This is a genomic window from Curtobacterium sp. NPDC087082, from assembly GCF_044745045.1.
In the GTDB taxonomy this organism is placed as follows: domain Bacteria; phylum Actinomycetota; class Actinomycetes; order Actinomycetales; family Microbacteriaceae; genus Curtobacterium.
This window is the reverse complement of the sequence record NZ_JBIUZN010000004.1, coordinates 13,136-29,352: the sequence shown is the minus strand read 5'-3', so window position 1 is coordinate 29,352 and position 16,217 is coordinate 13,136. Positions and strand designations below refer to the sequence as shown.

The window sequence follows — 16,217 nt, the reverse complement described above, 5'->3', positions numbered from 1 at the left end:
TGCCCTCTTTGGTGGGGCCGGGGGGGGGGGGGTCCCCCCGCCCGCCGGGGGGGGGGGGGCCGCGCCCCCCGCGGGGGGGGGGGGGGGGGGGCCCCCCCGGGGGGGGGGGGGGGGGGCCCCCCCCCCCCCCCCGCCTCCTGGACGGTGGTGACGCTGGTGCGTCAGGCCTTGGCGTCGACCGTGTCGCCCTCGGCCGTGATGCCCATCTCCTCGAGGGAGCGGCCCTTGGTCTCCGGGATCTTCGCGATGACGAAGAAGAGGGAGAGCAGGGCGAACAGCGCGTAGATGCCGTAGGTCACGGTCAGGTTGAAGCCGGACAGGACGGGGAACGTGATGGTGACGAGGAAGTTCGCGATCCAGTTCGCCGCGGACCCGATGCCGAGTGCCGTCGCACGGATGCGGTTCGGGAACATCTCACCGAGCAGGACCCACATGAGCGGACCCCAGGTGGCGCCGAACGACACGACGAAGAGGTTCGCGAAGATCAGCGCGATGACGCCCCATGCACCGGGGAGGTTCGGCTCGCCGTTCACGATCGTCGCCTGCGAGAACGCGATCGCGACCATGAGCAGGGACACGAACATGCCCGTCGAACCCGCGATGAGCAGCGGCTTCCGACCGAGCTTGTCCACCGTGAAGATCGCGATGAAGGTGACGGCGACGTTCACGACCGAGGTGATGGTCGAGATGAGGAAGGACTGGTCCTCCTTGAAGCCGACCGCCTGCCAGAGCGTCGTCGAGTAGTAGAAGATCACGTTGATGCCGACGAACTGCTGCAGCACCGCGAGGATGATGCCGACCCAGACGATCGGCTGGAGCCCGAAGCGGTTGCCCCGGATGGAGCCCTTCTTCTCGCTGGCCTCCTTCTTGATGCCGTCCTGGATCTCCTCGAGGCTGGTGTTCACCGTGTCGCGCGGCACGATCTTGCCCATCACCTCGCGCGCGTCGTCCGTCCTGCCCTTGGCGAGGAGGAAGCGCGGCGATTCGGGGAGCGTGATGGCGAGGACGCCGTACACGACCGAGGGGATCACGCCCACCAGGAACATCCAGCGCCACGCGGCGAGGCCGAGCACCTGCTCCGAGGCGCCGCCGGCGGTCACCGCGAAGAGCTGGTCGGACAGGAGCGCGGCGAAGATACCGAGCGTGATCGCGAGCTGCTGGAACGAGGCCAGGCGACCGCGGATGGCCTTCGGCGAGACCTCGGAGATGTACGCCGGCGCGATGACCGACGCGGTGCCGATGCCCAGACCGCCGACGAGGCGCCAGATCACGAGGTCCCAGGTGGCGAACGCGAACGCGCTGCCGATCGAGCTCACGAAGAACAGGACGGCGGCCCAGAACATGACGCGCGTGCGACCCCAGCGGTCCGCGAGGCGGCCGGCGAAGTAGGCGCCGAACGCGCAGCCGATGAGTGCCGAGGCGACGGCGAAGCCGCTCGCGGCCTCGGACAGGCCGAACTCGCCCTTGATGGCCTCGACCGCACCGTTGATGACGGACGAGTCGAATCCGAAGAGGAAGCCGCCGACCGCTGCCGCGATGGCGAACAGCGTGACCTTCCCCTTGAAGGCACGGTCTTCGCCGTGCTGCGTTGTCGCGTTCGACACGATGCTCCAGGTTTCCCGCCGCCGTGCGGGATGCTGCACGGTGCCCCGGCGGTCGGCTGGTTCGCCGTCCGAGCGGCGTTGCGTGTTCCGGAGCGGCCCCGACTGTACTCCCGGATCGGGCGCGGGGGCCAACCGGGCGCGCGGGCGCGGTGGGCCGGTTGGTGCGATCCACGAGTCTTTCGACATTCCGCGCGTCGAACCGCTGGTGGAGTGTCGCATTGCTCGTCCGGATCGCTCCCGCTTCCCCTCCACGGTCCAGGAGGCGCGGGTCACCGTCCACAGGACGGGTCGCCTTCGGCGCGATCGGCGCCACGCACCGCGATGCTGGGCGGATGTCGTTCCGTCACCCGGGTCCAGTCGTCGTCGCGTTCCTGCTGCTCCTGTGCCCACTGCAGCACGGGATCGACTCCCGTGCGACCGGGTCACCCATCGCCACGTCATCGCCGGTCCGGAACGACGTCGCCCGTGACCGCCCGACGCCTGCGTCGGCGGAGGCACCGTGGGTGTGGCCGACCGGCAGCCGGGTGGTCGGCCGGCCGTGGGAGGCCCCGGCGGACGACTACGCAGCGGGCCACCGCGGGATCGACGTCGCGGCGCCGCTCGGGACCGTGGTGGTGGCCGTCGACGACGGGACGGTGACGTTCGCCGGGCAGGTCGCCGGACGCGGGGTCGTGACGATCGACCACGGCGGCGGGCTCCGGAGCACGGTGGACTCCGTCGCGCCCGGGGTCGCGACGGGCGACACCGTGGCGCAGGGTGACGCGGTGGGCACGGTGTCGGAGGGCCACTGTCCGGCAGCGGACCCGTGCCTGCACCTCGGCGCACGGCTCGACGACCGGTACGCCGATCCGACGCCGTACCTGCCCGCGGCGGCGTGGCCGGTGCTGCTGCCCGAGTCCGCTTGGACGGGGTGAGTCCGGTCAGGCGCGGGGGTGTGCCGTGCGGTAGACCTCGCGCAGCCGTGCGGAGGAGACGTGCGTGTAGATCTGGGTCGTGCCGAGGCTCGCGTGCCCGAGCAACTCCTGCACGGCACGGAGGTCCGCTCCCCCGTCGAGCAGGTGCGTCGCCGCCGTGTGCCGGAAGGTGTGCGGACCGCTCGGGCCGTCGCCCGGCAGGTCCTGCAGGAGCCGAGCGACGATCCGGTACGCGCCACGGACGCCGAGCCGACCACCGCGGTCACCGAGGAACAGCGCGTCCGCTGCCGGCGCGGCGTTCCGGGCACCGCTGACCGCCGCGTGGCCGTTGCCCGCCGCGCGGCCATCGCCCGCCGCGTGGCCGTCGCCCGCCGCGTGGCCGTCGCCCGCCGCGTGGCCATCGCCCGCCTGCGCGCTGGCGAGCAACGCCGGACGACCACGGTCGAGCCACGCCTCGAGCGCATCGCGTGCGGGCACCCCGAACGGCACGACGCGCTCCTTCCCGCCCTTGCCGAGCACCCGGACGGTCAGTCGGCCACGGTCGAGGTCCCGCACGTCGATGCCGACGAGTTCACTCACCCGGATCCCCGCCGCGTACAGGAGTTCCACGACCGCGAGGTCGCGCAGCGCGCCGGGATCGTCGGTCGCAGCCCGAGCGGCCAATCCGTCGAGCATCGTCCGGACCTGGTCGGATGACACCACGCGCGGGAGGTGCGACGCCCCCTTCGGCGCCCGGAGCCGCACGCCCGGGTCGGACGCGATCCACCCGGACTCGCTCGCCCACCGGGTGAACGCACGGACCGACGACGACCGGCGAGCGATGGTGGACCGAGCCAGGCCCCGGTGGTCCGCATCCCACAGCCAGTCGCGCAGCAGCTCGAGGCCGAGGTCCGACAGCCGATCGACTCCGCGGGCGGTGGCGAACGCGACGAGCTGTTCGAGGTCGTTGGCGTAGGCGCGGACGGTCTGCTCGCTGAGTCCGCGGCCGTGGCGGGCGTGCGCGAGGAACGCGTCCACCGCCACTGCGAGCCGTTCCCCGGTGCGTTCCGTCACCCGCCCAGCGTAGGTCCGACGTCCGTCATCGACGGCACCATCCCTCGGCCAGTGCCACCACCAGCCCCTCGAGCTGCGCCAGGGCGAGGGCGTCCGCCGTGTCGTCGACGGAGAGCCCGCTGCGACGGGCGATCTCCTCCACCGGGAGCGGCCGCCGGTCGAGTGCGTCGAGCGCCCGCGTGACGTGCGGATCCGAACGGGTCCCGAGGGCGAGGACCTCCGCCACCGGCGGCGCGTCGTGGTCGGCGACCGCGGACACCGCTGCGACCGGGTCGCGGGGCTGGACGACGATCTGCGCGGTGCCGTCGGCGATCAACCGGTGGCACCCGACCGAGGCGGCCGACGCGAAGGGTCCGGGCACGGCGAACACCGGACGACCGAGGTGCAGCGCGTGGTGGGCGGTGTTGAGCGCCCCCGACCGAGCAGCGGCCTCGACGACCACCGTCGCCCCGGCCAGGGCAGCGATCAGCCGGTTGCGGTGCAGGAAGCGCCACCGCGTCGGCCGGGTCCCCGGTGGCGACTCGGACAGCACCCGGCCCCGTCCGAGCACGTTGCGCAGCAGGTCGTGGTTGCCCGCCGGGTAGAACTGGTCGACCCCGCCGGCGAGCACCGCCGTCGTGGGGGTCCCCGCGGCGACGGCGACCCGATGGGCCACGGCGTCGATGCCGTACGCGCCGCCGGACACGATCTCGACGCCGTCGTCCGCCGCGACGGAGGCGATCTCCGCCGTGGCCTCGGCCCCGGCGACGGTGTTCGCCCGGCATCCGACGATCGCGAGCGCCCCGCGGCAGCCGGCTGCACCGACCGGGTCGTCCAGCTCCGAACGACTCCACAGCACGAACGGCGCGTGCGGCCCGAGGTCCTCCAACCCGCTCGGCCACTCAGGCGTGCCCGGGACGAGGAGGCGCGCGCCGACCGCGGTGGCGGACGCCATGGCCGCGACGGCGCGGTCGTCCGCTCCCCCGAGGCGCGGTCGCCACCGGTCGAACGCCGACTCGAGCGCCGCGCGGACCCGGTCGGGGCCGTCGGCGAACGACGCGTCCGTACTGACCTGCTCGAGGAGTTCGCTCGCGCCGCCCGCGGCCGCACGACGGACCAGTGCGAGGGACTCGTCCGGTCCGAGCGCCGCGACGAGTTCTCCCGCGACGGCGTCGCCCGGTTCGGCGAGGACGCTCCAGACGACCCGGGCGAGGGTGTCGTCGCCGGACGGCGCGGTCACAGCGCGCTCCGCAGTGTCAGCGCGCGCCGGACCTCGGCGGAGCCCGGACGCTCGACCTCGTCGAGGTCGGCCATCGTCCACGCCAACCGCATGACCCGGTCCCACCCCCGCATCGTCAGCGTGCCGAAGTCGAGTGCCCGGTCGAGGGGTGCCGTCGCGCCCGGCTCCGCTCGGCCCTCCGACCGGAGCCACGGCCCGGTGACCTCGGCGTTGCAGGCCCAGCCGGTGCCGTGCAGCCGATCGGCCATCCGACGTCGGGCTTCGGCCACGCGCGCTGCCGCGTCGGCCGTGGTGGGCGCGGTGCCCTCTGCCGAGCGGATCGTGCCCGTCGTCACCCGGGGCACCGCCACGCGGATGTCGATCCGGTCGAGGAGCGGTCCGGAGAGACGTCCGAGGTACTTCCGCACCGTGCTCGGGCTGCACGAGCACAGCGGGCCGCCCCGGGTCCCCGCGTTGCCGCACGGGCAGGGGTTCGCCGCGAGCACGACCTGACACCGTGCGGGGAACTCGGCACTGCCGACGCTGCGGTGGATCGTGATCCGACCGGACTCGAGCGGCTGGCGGAGCGCGTCGAGGACCGCTCGGGGGAACTCGGTCGCCTCGTCGAGGAAGAGCACCCCGCGCGTGGCCCGCGACACGGCACCGGGGCGGAGGAGCCCCGAGCCCCCGCCGATCAGGGCCATCGCCGACGACGAGTGGTGCGGCGCTTCCCACGGCGGTCGCACACTCCAGGACTGGTTGCCGAGCCCGCTGACGGAGCGGACGGCCGCGACCTCGAGCGCTGCCTCGGGGTCGAGGTCCGGCAGGAGCCCCGGCAGCCGCTCGGCGAGCATCGTCTTGCCGGCACCGGGCGGGCCGAGCAGGAACACGTGGTGCCCTCCGGCCGCGGCCGCGATGACCGCCCGGACGCCGACGGCGTTGCCGATCACGTCTGCGAGGTCGTGCACGTCCGGACGGACCTCTGCCACGGCGGGCTGCAGGACGGGGTCGGTCTCGACCGGCGGCAGGAGCGCACCGGCGGTGATCGCGCTCGCCCGGAGCGACGGTGTGCCGATCACCTCGACGCCCGGCACGATCCGGGCTTCCTCGACGTTGCCGAACGGCACGACGACCGTGTGGATGCCGGCGTCCCGCGCGGCGATCACCATCGGGATGACCCCGGGCACGGGGCGGACCCGCCCGTCGAGTCCGAGCTCGCCGATGTACGCGACGTCGCGGGAGACCCGCGGCGCGATGCCCTCGGCCCCGAGGACCGCCATGGCGATGGCGAGGTCGAACCCGGAGCCACGCTTGGGGATCGACGCCGGGGTGAGGTTCACGGTGATCCGCCGCGCCGGGAGCGGACAGCCGGCGACGGCGCTGGCCGACCGGACCCGCTCACGCGCTTCGCCCAGGGCCGCGTCGGGAAGACCGATGATGCTGAAGCCGGGCAGCTGGCTCGTGAGGTGTGCCTCGACCTCGATCACACGACCCTGGACCCCGACGAGCGCGATCGCCGACGCGCGCCCGATGTCCGTCGTCACAGCACACCCGCCACGTGCTCGACCCCGACGCGGTCACCGTCGACGTGCACGGCGACGGCATCGATGCGGATCATCCGCGCCGAGACCTCGGGATGGTCCGCGAACCATGCCGGCACGAGGCGGCGCAGTCGTGTGACCTTCGAGGCCGTGATCGCCTCGAACGGATGGCCGGTCGCGTTCCCCGACCGGGTCTTCACCTCGATGAAGCACAGCGTGCAGGACTGCCACGCGACGATGTCGATCTCCCCGCGGGCGCATCGCCAATTGCGTTCGACGACGCGGAACCCGTGGCGTTCGAGCCATTCCGCGGCCTGTTCTTCGCCGAATCGTCCGAGACTGCTGTTCCGCAGCGGTGTTCGTTCCATGTCGTTGCCTCCGCCACGACGATCCCGGACCACCGGTCGTCGCCGCGGCGGGCGTCGACGAATTGTGGAGGGGATTCACCGACCGCAGCGTTGTGGAGGACAAAGAGAAGGACCCCGGTCGGCCGAAGCCGTCCGGGGTCCTGCAGCAGGGGCACTCAGTGTGCGGCTGCGTACGCTTCCTGCACCTGGGTGGAGATACGCCCGCGGGTCGAGACCTCGTACCCGTTCTCCTTCGCCCATTCACGGATCTTGGCGAGCTCTTCCGAGTTGCCGCGCTTCGGCGCCGCCTTCGGAGCAGTCCCACCGGAACGGCGGCCGGAGACCTTGCGCGCAGCGGCGACGTAGTCGGAGATCGCCTCACGGAACTTGTCGACGTTGTCGTCGGTCAGGTCGATCTCGTACGACGATCCGTCGAAGGCGAATTCGACGGTCCGACCCGAGCCGGCGGTGATGGGCGTGTCGTCGAGATCGTCGACGAGTTGAACGGTGACCTTCTGTGCCATGACGTGCTCCTTGTGCAGGGGACGGGAAATCCCCTTCACATTAGCGGGCGGAATGCATTCCGGCACAATTGTCTCGGCGATTCTCAGATTCACCGAAAAGAAGTGAAGATCACTCGTCGAGCGCGAGTTCTTTCGGCAGCTCGAGTTCGCGGGAAGTGAGTTCCTCGACGTTCACGTCCTTGAACGTCAGCACCCGGACGGACTTCACGAATCGGTCGGAACGGTAGACGTCCCACACCCAGACGTCGTTCATCGTCAATTCGAAGTAGAAATCGTGTTCGGTGTCACGGCGGGCGAGTTCCACCTCGTTGGCCAGGTAGAAACGTCGCTCGGTCTCGACCACGTACCGGAACTGCGACACGACGTCGCGGTACTCGCGGTACAGGGCCAGTTCGACCTCGCGGTCGTAGTCGTCGAATTCGTCGTCATCCATCGCGCCCACAGTCTACGGCGACGGGAGCACCGGCGACACACCGCGACCGACCCACACCACAACGCGCGACGGACCCACACGACAACGCGCGACCGACCCGCAGCCCGACGCGCGACCGACTCGCCGCCCGACGCGCGACCGAACGCGCTCAGCCCGCCAGCGCGTCCAACTCGGCGAACCCGTCCAGCGCCACGCTCGACGCCTGGTGCAACCAGCTCTTCCGGTGCAGCGCGTGCGCCCCCACCGACCGGATCGCGTCGTAGTGCGCCGTCGACCCGTACCCCTTGTTCGACGCCCACGCGTAGTGCGGCGCCTCGTCGTGCGCAGCCGTCATGAGCGCGTCACGGGCGACCTTCGCGACGACCGACGCCGCCGCCACCGAGGCGCAGTCCCGGTCGGCCTTGACCCGCACGACGACCTCGAGCGGGTCGGACGGCAGCCGGAGCGTCACGGGGACGGCACGGGTGAGCCAGTCGAACGAGCCGTCGAGCACGACCACGGCCCCGTCGAGGGAGAGACCGTCCGCCACCAGCGCGGCGATCGCCGACGCCCCGGCCTGGCCCAGGGCCGGCACGATGCCCTGCTCGTCGACCACCGAGGCGGACGCCATCCCCACCGCGGTCCGGGTCCACCGGCGGACGACGGGGTCGAGGGCCTCGCGACGAGCGGCGGTGAGCAGCTTCGAGTCGGCGAGCCCCTGCGGCACACGGCCGATGTCGAGCGTCACGGCAGCGACCCCGACGGCGACGGGCCCGGCGATCGCGCCGCGGCCGACCTCGTCCATCCCGATGACGGTCACCCGACCGTCGGCCAGGAGCTTCTTCTCGAGCCGGAGCGACGGCCGGACGGCGGTCACTTCTCTCGCTCCTCCACGCCCGCGAACACCTCGGGGTGGTCGTCCAGCCAGGTCCACCGGCTCGACGGCCACGAGATGACGAAGGCACGGCCGGTCACGTCGGACAGCGGCACGAACCCCTTCGACGGGGTGTCGCCGTTGTACCGCGAGTCCTTCGAGTCGTAGCGGTTGTCGCCCATCACCCAGATGGTGCCCTTCGGCACGGTCACCGAGAAGTCGGTCCCCGAGGCGCGGGTCTCCCCCGTGGGCAGCTTGAGGTACGGCTCCTTGATCGGCACACCGTTCACGGACATCTGCCCGAGGTCGTTGCAGCAGGACACCTTGTCGCCGGGCAGGCCGATGACGCGCTTGATGAGGTGGTCGTCGCTGTCGCCGGTGCCGAGGCCGACCTGGGTGAGGAGCCAGTCGATGGCCTTCGCGGGCTGGGTCGTCGGCGTCACGCTCGGCACCTCGGACCCGGTGAGCCACCCGCCCGGGTCCTTGAAGACGACGACGTCGCCGCGCTTGAGGGACACCACGTCGGGCACGAGCTCGTTGACGATCACCCGGTCGTTGATCTGCAGCGTGTTCTCCATCGACGCCGACGGGATGTAGAACGACCGGATCAGGAAGGTCTTGACGAGGAACGAGACGAGCAACGCCGCGATGAAGATGATGACGAGATCGCGGAGGAAGGTGAGGACACCGTTCCGCTTCTTCTCGACACGGGGCCGGCGCCCGGTTTCGTCAGTCGTGTCCGTCATTTCCGCTCTCGTTCAACCACAGGTTCCCGTCGCGGACCGCAGGAGTCCACGAAAAAGGGAAAGCCCCCCGTCGATGCACAACCGTACATGGACGAGGGGCCGACAGCGGCGTCCGGCTCGCGGACGCTCACTGTGAAGGCGATCAGGAGTCGCGCTTCTCCTTGATCTTGCGACGGGCAGCCTTGCCGCGGAGTTCGCGGAGGTAGTAGAGCTTCGCACGACGGACGTCACCCTTGGTGACGATCTCGATGTGGTCGATGATCGGCGAGTGCACCGGGAACCAGCGCTCGACGCCGACCTGGAAGCTCACCTTGCGGACCTTGAAGGTCTCGCCGAGGCCGTGACCCTGGCGTCCGATGACGACGCCCTGGAACACCTGGACACGCGAGCGCGTGCCTTCGATGATGTTGACGTGCACCTTGATGGTGTCGCCGGGGCGGAAGTCCGGGACGTCGGTGCGCAGCGACGCTGCGTCGACGTGGTCGAGGAGCTGGCTCATGATTGGGTCACTCTCTGCGGACGCACACGGGTCGCCGCGGATCGAATTCGGTAAGTGAAGGTGTGTGCCCGGTGTCGGCGACTCCCCCGTGGCAGAGTCCAGCCAGGGCACGGCTACCCATCTTGCCACAGCAACCCACGTCCGCAAAACGCGCGAGGATGGTCCCATGATCGAACTCCGCACCCCCGCCGAGCTGGACGGCCTGCGCGCCGCCGGACGGTTCGTGGCCGACGTCCTCGACGAACTGCTCGACACCGTCGACGTCGGCGTGAACCTGCTCGACCTCGACCGGGTGGCCGCACGGATGATCGCCGACCGCGGCGCGGTGAGCTGCTACGTCGACTACCACCCCTCGTTCGGCAAGTCGCCGTTCGGCAAGAACCTCTGCACCTCGGTGAACGACGCGGCGCTGCACGGCCTGCCGTACGACCGCGTGCTCGTCGACGGCGACCTCGTGAGCCTCGACTTCGCCGCGAGCGTCGACGGCTGGGTCGCGGACTCCGCTGTCACGGTGCAGGTCGGCACCCCGCGCGAGGACGACCAGCGCCTGATCGACACCGTCGAGCGCGCGCTCACCGCGGGCATCGCCCAGTTCCGCACGGGCAACAAGCTCGGCGACGTCTCGTACGCGATCGGTCGCGTCGCGAAGGACGCCGGCTACGACGTGAACCTGCAGTTCGGCGGGCACGGCGTCGGCCGGACGATGCACGGCGACCCGCACGTCCCGAACGACGGCCGGCCCGGGCGCGGTCTCAAGCTCCAGCAGGGGCTGGTCGTCGCGATCGAGCCGTGGCTCATGCAGGGCACCGCCGACCTGTTCCAGGACGGCGACGGCTGGACGCTCAAGAGCGTCGACGGCTCGCGCGCCGCGCACGTCGAGCACACGGTCGCCGTGACCGACGCCGGTCCCGAGGTCCTCACCCTGCGTCGCGCCCAGCGCGCCGACGCGACCGCCTGACGGTCCGCAGCCGGCGGCGCACCGAGCCCAGGTGGTCACATCAGGGCCAGGAGGCGCGGTGCGGGCCGCCCCCGCGCCTCCCGTCTCGCAGTGGCGGCCGGCGCCCACGCCGCGAAAGCGACAGGTCACAGCCGTGCGGCGCGGTCCGTGCCGCGAGAGCGACAGACGCCCGCCAGCAGGTGGCGCACTGCTGTCGCTTTCGCGGAGCGCGCGTCCGACCGCCCGCGCGCAGCCACGCACAGCGCCAGCCGCGCACAGCGCCAGCCGCGCGCAGCCGCACGCAGCGCCAGCCGCGCGCTACGCGTCCGGCAGCAGATCCGGCCGGACGCGCCGCGTCCGCTCCACCTGCTGCTCGTGCCGCCACGCACCGACGCGGGCGTGGTGCCCACTGAGCAGCACGTCCGGCACGTCGAAGCCACGCCAGGACGCGGGCTTCGTGTACGAGGGGTACTCGAGCAGCCCGTCTTCGTGGGACTCCTCGACGAGGGACTCAGGGTTGCCGACGACTCCGGGCACGAGTCGCCCGACGGCCTCGATCATCGCCATCGCAGCGACCTCGCCGCCGTTCAGCACGTAGTCGCCCAACGAGAGCTCGACGACCGTGGCGTGCGCCGCGGCCCACTCGAAGACCCGGGCGTCGATCCCCTCGTACCGCCCGCAGGCGAACACGAGGTGGTCCGACGTCGACGCGAGCGAGCGCGCGATCGACTGCGTGAACGGCGTGCCGGCGGGCGTCGGGACCACCAGGGTCGACGAGCCGTCGGGCCGGAACAGCGACTCGAGCGCGAGCGCCCACGGTTCGGGCTTCATGACCATGCCCGCTCCCCCGCCGTACGGGGTGTCGTCGACGGTGCGGTGCCGGTCGGTCGTCCACGAGCGGAGGTCGTGCACGTGCAGGTCGAGCAGGCCGCCGGAGCGGGCCTTGCCGAGCAGCGAGACGTCCAGCACGGAGAAGAACTCCGGAAAGATCGTGACGATGTCGATGCGCACGCGCGCTAGTCCGTCACGGTCTCGGGTCGGGACGTGTCCTCGGGGTCCTCGAACAGGCCCGTCGGCGGCGTCACGGTGACGGTGCCGGCGGCGATGTCCACCGCGGGCACGATCGCCGAGACGAACGGCACGAGGACCTCGCCCCGCGACGGGGTGTCGATGGCGAGGAGGTCCTGCGCCGGCAGGTGGTCGACCCGCGCGACGGTACCGACCTCGACGCCGTCGCGGAGGACCGTCAGCCCGACGAGCTGGTGGTCGTACCAGGCGTCGTCCTCACCGGTCTCGGCGTCGGCGTCCTGCTCGACCCAGAGGATCGCCCGCGCGAGCGTCTCGGCTGCGGTGCGGTCCCCGATGCCCTCGAAGAAGGCGACCGGGTGGCCGTTGTACCAGCGGAGCTCGTCGAGCGCGATGGTCTTGCCGGCCCAGGGCGAGTCGTCCGGGACCTGGAGCGTGAACACGGCTCCGGGCGTGAACCGACGATCCGGGTCGTCGGTGTAGAGCTCGAGCTTGATGCCGCCCTTGAGCCCGTGCGCCTTCGTGATGCGACCCACCCGGAGCTGGGTCGTCTCCCTAGGAATCGGTGTCGACCACGTCGACACGCACCCGCTTGCCGTCGGCGAGAGCCGAGACGAGGGTGCGCAGCGCCTTTGCGGTCCGTCCGGCGCGACCGATCACGCGGCCGAGGTCCTCGGGGTGCACACGCACCTCGAGGACCTCGCCCCGCGCGGAGGTGGAACTGGCGACGCGCACGTCGTCAGGGTGATCGACGATCCCCTTGACGAGGTGCGTCAGCGCGGATTCGAGCAAGGAATTACGCCTCGGTCGTCTCTGCGGTCTCGTCGGCCGACTCGGCCGGAGCGGCGGCGGGGGCCGTCTTCTCCGACTTCGGCTTGAGGACAGCCTTCTTGGAGGAGTCCACGACGAACGCCTGCTTGGGCTCGGCGACCTTGACCTTGGACTCGGTGTCCTTCTCGCCCTTGAACTTGGCCCAGTCGCCGGTCAGCTTGAGGAGGGCCGCGACCTGCTCGGTCGGCTGCGCGCCGACGCCGAGCCAGTAGAGCGCACGCTCGGACTCGATCTTGATGACCGAGGGCTCCTCGGTCGGGTGGTACTGACCGATCTCCTCGATGACGCGACCGTCGCGCTTGGTGCGCGAGTCGGCGACGACGATGCGGTAGTACGGCGCCCGGATCTTACCGAGACGCTTGAGACGGATCTTGACAGCCACAAATGCTCCTGTTGCGTGTTGTTGTGGTTGAACCGGACCGCGGGCGTGGGGGCACACACGGTGGAAGCTCGATGAGACCGTGATCCGCTGGATAGAGGGTCGAGCGGACACGATTCGACCGTTCATTCTTGCAGGTTTCCGAGCGAGAAGCGAGTCGGGACGCGCCGTCAGGGTGCGAGTCGCCGAACCGCTTCGAGCGCTTCGGACGTGGCACGCACCGCGTCGACGCTCCGGGCGTCGCGTGCGCCGCCCACGACGGCGTACGGCACACCGGCTGCCAGGAGGCGCGGCTCGAGTCCGTCGGACGACCCTGCGCCCGCCTCGGCACCCGTTCCGAGCGCCCGCTCCTGCCCGGCGCAGACCACCACGTTGTCCGCGGGGACGCCGCGTTCCTCGCCGTGCTCGTCGCGGAGCCAGAGCACCCCGGGCTCGATGCGGAGGTACTCCTGCACGCCGCCGACCAGGTGCACGCCGGCGTCCCGGAGCCGGCCGATCGCCACCCAGCGGGAGGTGATGCCGATGCCCTGCCCGAACTTGCCCGAGCGACGGAGGACGGTGACGTCGCCCCCGGGTCGGAGCGTGCGGGTCGCCACGGGGAGCCGCTGCGGCACGTCCCCCACGACGGTGTCCGCGACGTCGAGGTCCCAGCGGACGCCGAACTCGGTGGCGCGCCGGGCCTCGTCGGGCGACTCGACGAGGAACGCCGCCGTGTCGACGCCGATCCCACCGCCGCCGATGATCGCGACGGTCCCGGCGGGGACGCCCTCGCGGAGCGCCCGCTCGTAGGACCGGACGTGCGGCAGGTCGGCACCGGGGACGTCGATCGTCCGGGGCACGACACCGGGGGCGAGCACGACGGCCTCGCTCGCGGTGAGGTCGGCGGCCGTGGCGGCCCGACCGAGGTGGATCGTCGCGCCGCGGTCCTCGAGCTCGGCGCGGGCGGCGCGGACCGTCGCCGCGTAGTCCTCCTTGCCGGGCACCAGCGCGGCGAGGTCGAACTGTCCGCCCAGCCGGTCGGACGCCTCCCAGAGGGTCACGGTGTGGCCGCGACGAGCGGCGTCGACCGCGGCGGCGAGCCCGGCCGGGCCACCACCGACGACGTCGACGCGCTTCGGGTCGGTCGTCGGGCGAGCGGGGAAGGCGACCTCGCGGGCGGCGCGCGGGTTGACCAGGCACGACACGGGCTGGCCGACGATCGAGCGGTCGAGGCAGGCCTGGTTGCAGCCGATGCAGGTGTTGACGAGGTCGAAGGCGCCGGCGAGCGACCGGTTCACGATCGCGGGGTCGGCGAGGAACGGGCGCGCGAGGGCGACCGCGTCGAGGAGCCCGTCGGCCAGCACGGCCTCACCGTCGCGCAGGTCCGTCATCCGGTTCGACGCGATGACCTTCACGTCCGGGTACGCCGAAGCGCGGACGACGCCGGCGATGCGGGCGGCGTACGCGAGCCACGCGCCGTGCGGCACCGCTGCCTGCACGGTCGGCGTGCGGGACTCGTGCCAGCCGATGCCGACCGAGATCCCGTCGAGGCCGAGGGGCAGCAGCTCGTGCACGAGCGCGTCGACGTCGTCGTCGGTCGACGAGCCGGGCATCAGGTCGGCGCCGGAGAGCCGGATCGTCACGGCGAGGTCCGGTACCGCCCTGCGGACGGCGTCGACGACCGCCACCGTGAACCGACGACGCCGGACCGCGTCCCCGCCCCACTCGTCGTCGCGCAGGTTCGTCAGCGGCGACTGGAACTGGTTGATGAGGTAGCCCTCGGACGCCATGATCTCGACGCCGTCGAAACCGATGTCCCGCGCGGACCGGGCGGCGTCGGCGAAGTCCTCGATGGTCCGCTCGATCTCGGCGGCGGTCAGCTCGACCGGCACCACGCCACGGGCAGCCGCCCACGGCAACGCGGACGGCGCCACCACGCGCTGGGGTTCCCCGTGCCGGTCGACCATGCCCGCCGCGAGCGCGTACCGCCCGGCGTGGAAGAGCTGCGCGAGGATCACCGAACCGGCGTCGTGCACGGCGTCGACCGCCGCACGGAACCGCTCGTCCGCTCCGCCGACGCCGAACACGGCGAAGTCCGGGCCGCCACGGGCCTCGTCGCTCACCGCGATGCCGCCGGTGATGATGCACGCGGCACCGCCCGCGGCGCGCTCACGGTAGAACGCCGCCATGCCGGCCCCGCCGTCGTCGTGCACCTCGAGCCCGGTGTGCATCGACCCCATGACCACCCGGTTCGGCAGGGTCAGGGGGCCGAGCGTCCACGGCGAGGAGACGACGGCGAGGTCGGGCATGGCGACGGTGCTCATGCGCTTACTCTGCCGTGTCGGCAGCCGAATCGGCGGCAGCGTCGGCCGGCGGCAGGACCGCGTCGCGCAGCGGGGACGTCGTGTCCGCCCAGAACGGCGGGGCGATCACGGTCAGGCCGCCGTCGACCGACAGCACCTGGCCCGTGATGTAGCCGGCCTTGTCGGAGAGCAGGAAGTCCACCGCGTCGGCCATGTCGTCGGCGGTACCGGGACGCTGCAGCGGGAGCTTCTCGAACACGGTGTCGATCGGCGCCTGACCGGGCACCTTCGTGTAGAAGTACTCGAGCGAGTCGGTGTCGATGAGCCCGCCGTTGACCGCGTTCACGGTGATCTGACGGGGCCCGAACTCGACCGCCATGTACTTCATGTACGACTCGCTCATGGCCTTCGCGGCACCGAGCGCGGCGTACGTCGGGAACGCGCGGAGCGACCCGTACGAGGTGACCACCACGATGCGGCCGCCCTTGTCCATGAGCTGCGCGGCACGCTGCGCACCGAGGACGAACGAGCGGGCGTTCGTGGCGTAGCTGCGGTCGAGGTGGTGCAGCTTGAGGTCCGCGACGGGCTTGAAGGCGCTCGCGGCGGCGTTCGCGACGAAGTAGTCCAGACGCCCGTACGTGTCGCGGATGAGGTCGAACAGCGCGTCGATCGACTCGGGCTGCTCGATGTCGACCTGCGCCGTGATCCCGTCGCCGCCCGCGGCCTTGACGTCGGCGAGCGACTCCTCGGCCAGGTCGGCGTTGCCCTTGTACGTCACGACGACGGTGACGCCGCGCTGGCCGAGCTTCTGCGCGAGCAGGCGGCCGATGCCGCGGGAGGCACCCGTGATGAGGGCGATGGGAGCAGTGGTTGCAGCCAATGTGTTCCTTGCGTTGTCAGGGCCTGGAGGCGCGGGGGGGGGCCCCCCCCCGCCGCCCCGCCCCGGGGGGGGGGGGGGGGGGGGCCCCCCGGGGGGGGCCGCCCGCCGCCGGGGGGGGGGGCCGGCCCCCCAACCGCGGCCCCAGGGGGGGGCCGCACGGCCGGCCCCGC

18 protein-coding genes are annotated in these 16,217 nt (G+C 71.9%); 2 read left to right on the top strand and 16 right to left on the bottom strand.

From position 1 onward, the window contains the following. Nucleotides 1–161: 161 nt before the first annotated feature. On the bottom strand, nt 162–1,604 hold the full coding sequence (locus ACIPEP_RS11475) for a sugar porter family MFS transporter (protein ID WP_071296160.1): 1,443 nt from the start codon (nt 1,602–1,604) through the stop codon (nt 162–164). A 332-nt stretch (nt 1,605–1,936) separates the two neighbouring features. On the opposite strand from ACIPEP_RS11475, the gene ACIPEP_RS11470 reads away from it, so the two are divergent. After that, a complete protein-coding gene (locus tag ACIPEP_RS11470) occupies nt 1,937–2,518 on the top strand; it encodes a M23 family metallopeptidase (protein ID WP_402717336.1) in 582 nt (193 codons plus the stop codon). A 6-nt stretch (nt 2,519–2,524) separates the two neighbouring features. On the opposite strand, the gene ACIPEP_RS11465 is transcribed toward ACIPEP_RS11470, so the two are convergent. The 9 genes from ACIPEP_RS11465 to rplS all read right to left on the bottom strand — a co-directional run bounded on the left by ACIPEP_RS11465 (nt 2,525) and on the right by rplS (nt 9,712). Next, nucleotides 2,525–3,571: a tyrosine recombinase XerC gene (locus tag ACIPEP_RS11465; RefSeq protein WP_402717335.1), complete on the bottom strand. Its 1,047-nt coding sequence runs from the start codon at nt 3,569–3,571 to the stop codon at nt 2,525–2,527. A gap of 25 nt (nt 3,572–3,596) precedes the next feature. Then, the gene (dprA, locus tag ACIPEP_RS11460; RefSeq protein WP_402717334.1) at nt 3,597–4,790 is read right to left on the bottom strand and encodes a DNA-processing protein DprA; all 1,194 of its coding nucleotides are present in this window, start codon (nt 4,788–4,790) and stop codon (nt 3,597–3,599) included. Then, entirely contained in the window at nt 4,787–6,313 is a 1,527-nt protein-coding gene (locus ACIPEP_RS11455; RefSeq protein WP_402717333.1) for a YifB family Mg chelatase-like AAA ATPase, read from the bottom strand. The genes dprA and ACIPEP_RS11455 overlap by 4 nt, the downstream gene beginning before the upstream one ends. Continuing rightward, on the bottom strand, nt 6,310–6,678 hold the full coding sequence (locus ACIPEP_RS11450) for a YraN family protein (RefSeq protein ID WP_070416397.1): 369 nt from the start codon (nt 6,676–6,678) through the stop codon (nt 6,310–6,312). Before ACIPEP_RS11450 ends, ACIPEP_RS11455 begins: the two co-directional genes overlap by 4 nt. A gap of 155 nt (nt 6,679–6,833) precedes the next feature. Beyond that, nucleotides 6,834–7,181 (bottom strand): Lsr2 family protein, encoded by a 348-nt coding sequence (locus ACIPEP_RS11445; RefSeq protein WP_070416398.1) that lies wholly within the window; start codon nt 7,179–7,181, stop codon nt 6,834–6,836. Between the two features lie 109 nt (nt 7,182–7,290). Further along, on the bottom strand, nt 7,291–7,614 hold the full coding sequence (locus ACIPEP_RS11440) for a DUF2469 family protein (RefSeq protein WP_070419101.1): 324 nt from the start codon (nt 7,612–7,614) through the stop codon (nt 7,291–7,293). A gap of 148 nt (nt 7,615–7,762) precedes the next feature. Continuing rightward, entirely contained in the window at nt 7,763–8,470 is a 708-nt protein-coding gene (locus ACIPEP_RS11435; protein ID WP_261646370.1) for a ribonuclease HII, read from the bottom strand. After that, the gene (lepB, locus tag ACIPEP_RS11430; RefSeq protein WP_070416400.1) at nt 8,467–9,213 is read right to left on the bottom strand and encodes a signal peptidase I; all 747 of its coding nucleotides are present in this window, start codon (nt 9,211–9,213) and stop codon (nt 8,467–8,469) included. The genes ACIPEP_RS11435 and lepB overlap by 4 nt, the downstream gene beginning before the upstream one ends. A 142-nt stretch (nt 9,214–9,355) precedes the next feature. Next, nucleotides 9,356–9,712: a 50S ribosomal protein L19 gene (rplS, locus tag ACIPEP_RS11425; protein ID WP_022905818.1), complete on the bottom strand. Its 357-nt coding sequence runs from the start codon at nt 9,710–9,712 to the stop codon at nt 9,356–9,358. 166 nt (nt 9,713–9,878) lie between these two features. Here rplS and map point away from each other — a divergent pair, with 166 nt between their 5' ends. Beyond that, on the top strand, nt 9,879–10,670 hold the full coding sequence (gene map, locus ACIPEP_RS11420) for a type I methionyl aminopeptidase (protein ID WP_402717332.1): 792 nt from the start codon (nt 9,879–9,881) through the stop codon (nt 10,668–10,670). 297 nt (nt 10,671–10,967) lie between these two features. Here map and trmD read toward each other — a convergent pair whose 3' ends face one another. The 6 genes from trmD to ACIPEP_RS11390 all read right to left on the bottom strand — a co-directional run bounded on the left by trmD (nt 10,968) and on the right by ACIPEP_RS11390 (nt 16,047). Next, nucleotides 10,968–11,660, bottom strand: coding sequence for a tRNA (guanosine(37)-N1)-methyltransferase TrmD (gene trmD, locus ACIPEP_RS11415; protein ID WP_070416402.1), 693 nt, complete (start codon nt 11,658–11,660; stop codon nt 10,968–10,970). Nucleotides 11,661–11,665: 5 nt separating this feature from the next. Continuing rightward, nucleotides 11,666–12,211, bottom strand: a complete 546-nt coding sequence (rimM, locus tag ACIPEP_RS11410) for a ribosome maturation factor RimM (RefSeq protein WP_022905821.1) — start codon at nt 12,209–12,211, stop codon at nt 11,666–11,668. A 19-nt stretch (nt 12,212–12,230) separates the two neighbouring features. Then, nucleotides 12,231–12,467: an RNA-binding protein gene (locus ACIPEP_RS11405; protein ID WP_022902329.1), complete on the bottom strand. Its 237-nt coding sequence runs from the start codon at nt 12,465–12,467 to the stop codon at nt 12,231–12,233. 4 nt (nt 12,468–12,471) lie between these two features. Then, a complete protein-coding gene (gene rpsP / locus ACIPEP_RS11400) occupies nt 12,472–12,888 on the bottom strand; it encodes a 30S ribosomal protein S16 (RefSeq protein ID WP_070416404.1) in 417 nt (138 codons plus the stop codon). A gap of 167 nt (nt 12,889–13,055) precedes the next feature. Next, nucleotides 13,056–15,188, bottom strand: coding sequence for an FAD-dependent oxidoreductase (locus ACIPEP_RS11395; protein WP_402717331.1), 2,133 nt, complete (start codon nt 15,186–15,188; stop codon nt 13,056–13,058). Nucleotides 15,189–15,192: 4 nt separating this feature from the next. After that, nucleotides 15,193–16,047 (bottom strand): SDR family oxidoreductase, encoded by an 855-nt coding sequence (locus ACIPEP_RS11390; protein WP_402717330.1) that lies wholly within the window; start codon nt 16,045–16,047, stop codon nt 15,193–15,195. Nucleotides 16,048–16,217: the final 170 nt, after the last annotated feature.

Excerpts from the sequence above, each read along its gene's own strand:
- rplS (WP_022905818.1), bottom strand. The coding sequence starts at position 9,712 with ATGAGCCAGCTCCTCGACCACGTCGACGCAGCGTCGCTGCGCACCGAC.
- ACIPEP_RS11470 (WP_402717336.1), top strand. The coding sequence starts at position 1,937 with ATGTCGTTCCGTCACCCGGGTCCAGTCGTCGTCGCGTTCCTGCTGCTC.
- map (WP_402717332.1), top strand. The coding sequence starts at position 9,879 with ATGATCGAACTCCGCACCCCCGCCGAGCTGGACGGCCTGCGCGCCGCC.
- ACIPEP_RS11450 (WP_070416397.1), bottom strand. The coding sequence starts at position 6,678 with ATGGAACGAACACCGCTGCGGAACAGCAGTCTCGGACGATTCGGCGAA.
- ACIPEP_RS11445 (WP_070416398.1), bottom strand. The coding sequence starts at position 7,181 with ATGGCACAGAAGGTCACCGTTCAACTCGTCGACGATCTCGACGACACG.
- ACIPEP_RS11395 (WP_402717331.1), bottom strand. The coding sequence starts at position 15,188 with ATGAGCACCGTCGCCATGCCCGACCTCGCCGTCGTCTCCTCGCCGTGG.
- lepB (WP_070416400.1), bottom strand. The coding sequence starts at position 9,213 with ATGACGGACACGACTGACGAAACCGGGCGCCGGCCCCGTGTCGAGAAG.
- ACIPEP_RS11440 (WP_070419101.1), bottom strand. The coding sequence starts at position 7,614 with ATGGATGACGACGAATTCGACGACTACGACCGCGAGGTCGAACTGGCC.